Source organism: Xanthomonas pisi DSM 18956, assembly GCF_001010415.1.
GTDB classification, from domain to species: Bacteria; Pseudomonadota; Gammaproteobacteria; order Xanthomonadales; family Xanthomonadaceae; genus Xanthomonas; species Xanthomonas pisi.
This window is the reverse complement of sequence record NZ_JPLE01000027.1, coordinates 1-3,589: the sequence shown is the minus strand read 5'-3', so window position 1 is coordinate 3,589 and position 3,589 is coordinate 1. Positions and strand designations below refer to the sequence as shown.

Genomic DNA, 3,589 nt, shown 5'->3' with positions numbered 1-3,589 from the left:
CTACGCGCCGACGCTCATGCTGCACGAGGCTGCGCACGTACCCTCATCCGCCCCTGCGGGGCACCTTCTCCCGATGGGAGAAGGGGTGTGCCTTAGCCCCTCTCCTGCGGGAGAGGGGTTGGGGTGAGGGTACGGGCGAAGCGTTCGTGTCGTTCAAACTACATCAGGCTTCGCGCGTCCCCTCATCCGGCGCTGCGCGCCACCTTCTCCCGCCCTGCGGGAGAAGGGCAAGTGGTGGAGCTACCGCTAAAGCCCCTCTCCCCTCGGGAGAGGGGTTGGGGTGAGGGTACGGGCGAAGCATTGGTGTCGTTCAAACTGCATGAGGCTTAGCGCGCACCCTCATCCGGCGCTGCGCGCCACCTTCTCCCGCTGGCGGGAGAAGGACACGTGGTGGAGCTGCCGCTCAAGTTCCTCGCCCCTCGGGGCGAGAAGGCAGGGTTTGCGCGCCACTGGCGCGTGCCTTGGAGCGTCCGCGTCGCAAACGCGGGCTGGGGCGCAGGGCGGGGTTGGGGTGAGGGTACGGGCGAAGCACTCGTGTCGTTCAACCTGTTGCAGATCGCTCAAACTGCTGCAGCTTCGCCCACATACACGCGAGGCACGCGCTTGAGTCCGCACAGCAGCTGATACGCGCTGACATTGCACTGCGTCGCCAGCGGGCTGACGCGTGGCGCATCGCCCCACAGTTGCACGCTGGCACCGATGTCGGCCTGCGGGTGGTCGGTGAGGTCCACGGTGAGCATGTCCATCGACACGCGGCCGATCAGCGGGCAGACCTGGCCGTTCACCAGCACCGGCGTGCCGTTGGGCGCGAACTGGGGGTACCCATCGGCATAGCCCATCGCCACCACGCCCACGCGCGTCGGCCGTTCGGCCACGAAGCGTGCGCCGTAGCCCACCGGCTCGCCGGCCGGCAGGTCGCGCACGCTGATGATGCGCGAGCGCAGCGTCATCACCGGGCGCAGCTGCGTGGTGAGCGCGGTGTCCTGCGGGAACGGGTTTGCGCCGTACAGCATCAGGCCCGGGCGCGACCAATCGTTGCGCAGCGCCGGCCAGCCCAGCAGGCCGGGCGAATTGCGGATGCTGGTTTCCGCGCGCATGCCGCCAGCGGTCAGCGCAAACGCCACCGCCTGCTCGTCGGTGCGGCTGCAGTCCAGCTCGTCGGCGCGCGCCAGATGCGTCATCAACACCAGCGAGGCGATCTGCGGCAATCCGCGCAGGCGCAGCCAGGCGGCGCGGAAGTCTTCCGGCGACAGCCCCAGCCGGTGCATGCCGCTGTCCAGCTTCAACCAGATGCGCAGCGGACGCGGGCTCTGGAACTCGGCCAGCGCGCGCACCTGTTGCGGCGTGGCCACCACCGTCCACAACGCGTGCTCTGCGATCAGGCGCAGCTCGTCCTGCTCGAAGAAGCCTTCCAGCAACAGGATCGGTGCGCGGATGCCGGCCTGGCGCAGTTCCAGCGCTTCTTCGATGCACGCCACCGCAAAACCGTCGGCTTCCGGCTCCAGCGCCTGCGCGCAGCGCACCGCGCCGTGCCCGTAGGCATCGGCCTTGACCACCGCCAGCGCCTTGCCGCCGCCCAGCTGCTTGGCCAGGCGGTAGTTGTGACGCAATGCATCCAGATCGATCGACGCTTGCGCAGGACGCACTACGCGGCCTCCCGCTGCGGGCGCTGACTGCGCGTGGACAGATAACGGAACACGTCCAGGCCCTCGGTATCGATCTCGGGCGTGCGGCCCTGCATCAGGTCGGCCAGGTACCGCCCGGAGCCACAGGCCATGGTCCAGCCCAGCGTGCCATGCCCGGTATTGAGGAACAGGTTGGCGTACGGGGTGGCGCCCACCACCGGGGTTCCGTCCGGGGTGGCCGGGCGCAGGCCGGTCCAGAATTCGGCCTGGGCCAGATCGCCGCCGCCCGGGTACAGGTCGTTGACCACCATTTCCAACGTGGCACGCCGGCGCGGGTTCAACGACAGGTCGAAGCCCGCCACCTCGGCCATGCCGCCGACGCGGATGCGGTCGTCGAAGCGGGTCAGCGCGATCTTGTAGCTCTCGTCCAGCACGGTGGAGGTCGGCGCGCGCGCGGCATCGACGATCGGAATCGTCAGCGAATAGCCCTTGAGCGGGTAGACCGGCAGATGCAGGCCGAGCGACAGCAGCAGGTCCGCCGAATAGCTGCCCAGCGCCAGCACATAGCGGTCGGCGGTTTCGATGCGGCCATCGATCTGCACGCCGGTGACGCGGCCACCGCTATGTTCCAGGCGCTCGATCTGCTGCCCGTAGCGGAACGTGACCCCCGCCTGCGCGGCCAGGTCGGCCAGGCGCTGGGTGAACAGGCGGCAGTCGCCGGTCTGGTCTTCGGGCAGTCGCAGCGCGCCGGCCATCTGCGCGCCACCGCCGGCCAGGCCGGGCTCGAATTGCGCAATCTGCGCCGGGCTCAGCAGCTCGTACGGCACCCCATACTGCGCCAGCACCTGGATGTCCTGTGCGGCGGCATCCAGTTGCTGCTGGGTGCGGAACAACTGCGTGGTGCCGAGCTGGCGGCCTTCGAATTCGATACCGGTGCTGGCGCGCAGCGCGTTCAGGCAGTCGCGGCTGTAGTCGGACATGCGCACCATGCGCGCCTTGTTCACCGCGTAGCGCTCGGCGGTGCAGTTGCGCAGCATCTGGCTGAGCCATGCCAGCTGGCGCAGGTCGCGGGTGGGGCGGATCGACAGCGGCGCATGCTGCTCGAACAGCCACTTCACTGCCTTGCCCGGCACCCCTGGCGCGGCCCACGGCGAGGTGTAGCCGAACGAGAGCTGGCCGGCATTGGCATAGCTGGTTTCCAGCGCGGCTGCCGGCTGGCGGTCGACCACGGTGACCTCGCAGCCCGCCTGGGCCAGATACCACGCGCTGGTGGTGCCGATGACGCCGCTACCGAGAATGAGCACCCGCATGTCGCTCTCCTGAAAGGGTATTCCCCCACAACCACGCGCTGAGGGAGACAGTTAGACGCAGTATATTGCGAGCCAGGCAGTGTCATTTCTGGAATAGACACACCTTCGCAGTGAAACTTCCTGTCAAATCTTGTGGAGACAAACCCCATGGCCACCCGCGCCCGCGAGCTGGACAAGATCGACCGCAAGATCCTGCGCATCCTGCAGCAGGAGGGGCGGATTTCGTTTACCGAACTGGGCGAACGCGTCGGCCTGTCGACCACGCCATGCACCGAGCGCGTGCGCCGGCTGGAGCGCGATGGCGCCATCACCGGCTACTACGCGCGGCTGGACCCGCACTATCTCAAGGCCAGCCTGCTGGTCTTCGTGGAGATCAGCCTGGCCTACAAATCCGGCGACATCTTCGAGGAATTCCGCCGCGCCGCACTCAAGCTGCCCAACGTACTGGAATGCCACCTGGTCTCGGGCGATTTCGACTACCTGCTCAAGGCCCGCATCAGCGAAATGGCGTCCTATCGCAAGTTGCTCGGCAGCACCTTGCTCACCTTGCCGCATGTGCGCGAATCCAAGAGCTACATCGTGATGGAAGAAGTGAAGGAGACGCTGGCGTTGCCGATTGAGGGCTGAGGTTCGGGATTGGGGATTGGGGATTGG

3 protein-coding genes are annotated in these 3,589 nt (G+C 67.5%); 1 reads left to right on the top strand and 2 read right to left on the bottom strand.

The genetic code is table 11. The features are described from left to right. Positions 1-560 precede the first annotated feature (560 nt). Together alr and Y887_RS07375 are read right to left on the bottom strand one after the other, a co-directional pair. Positions 561-1,646: an alanine racemase gene (alr, locus tag Y887_RS07380; RefSeq protein ID WP_046963723.1), complete on the bottom strand. Its 1,086-nt coding sequence runs from the start codon at positions 1,644-1,646 to the stop codon at positions 561-563. Next, on the bottom strand, positions 1,646-2,935 hold the full coding sequence (locus Y887_RS07375; RefSeq protein ID WP_046963722.1) for a D-amino acid dehydrogenase: 1,290 nt from the start codon (positions 2,933-2,935) through the stop codon (positions 1,646-1,648). The genes alr and Y887_RS07375 overlap by 1 nt, the downstream gene beginning before the upstream one ends. Positions 2,936-3,082: 147 nt before the next feature. Here Y887_RS07375 and Y887_RS07370 point away from each other — a divergent pair, with 147 nt between their 5' ends. Beyond that, a complete protein-coding gene (locus Y887_RS07370) occupies positions 3,083-3,562 on the top strand; it encodes an Lrp/AsnC ligand binding domain-containing protein (protein WP_005992148.1) in 480 nt (159 codons plus the stop codon). The last annotated feature ends 27 nt before the right edge of the window (positions 3,563-3,589 follow it).

Bases quoted from the DNA above. Each gene is read 5' to 3' on its own strand.
- Y887_RS07375 (WP_046963722.1), bottom strand. From the start codon at position 2,935: ATGCGGGTGCTCATTCTCGGTAGCGGCGTCATCGGCACCACCAGCGCG.
- Y887_RS07370 (WP_005992148.1), top strand. From the start codon at position 3,083: ATGGCCACCCGCGCCCGCGAGCTGGACAAGATCGACCGCAAGATCCTG.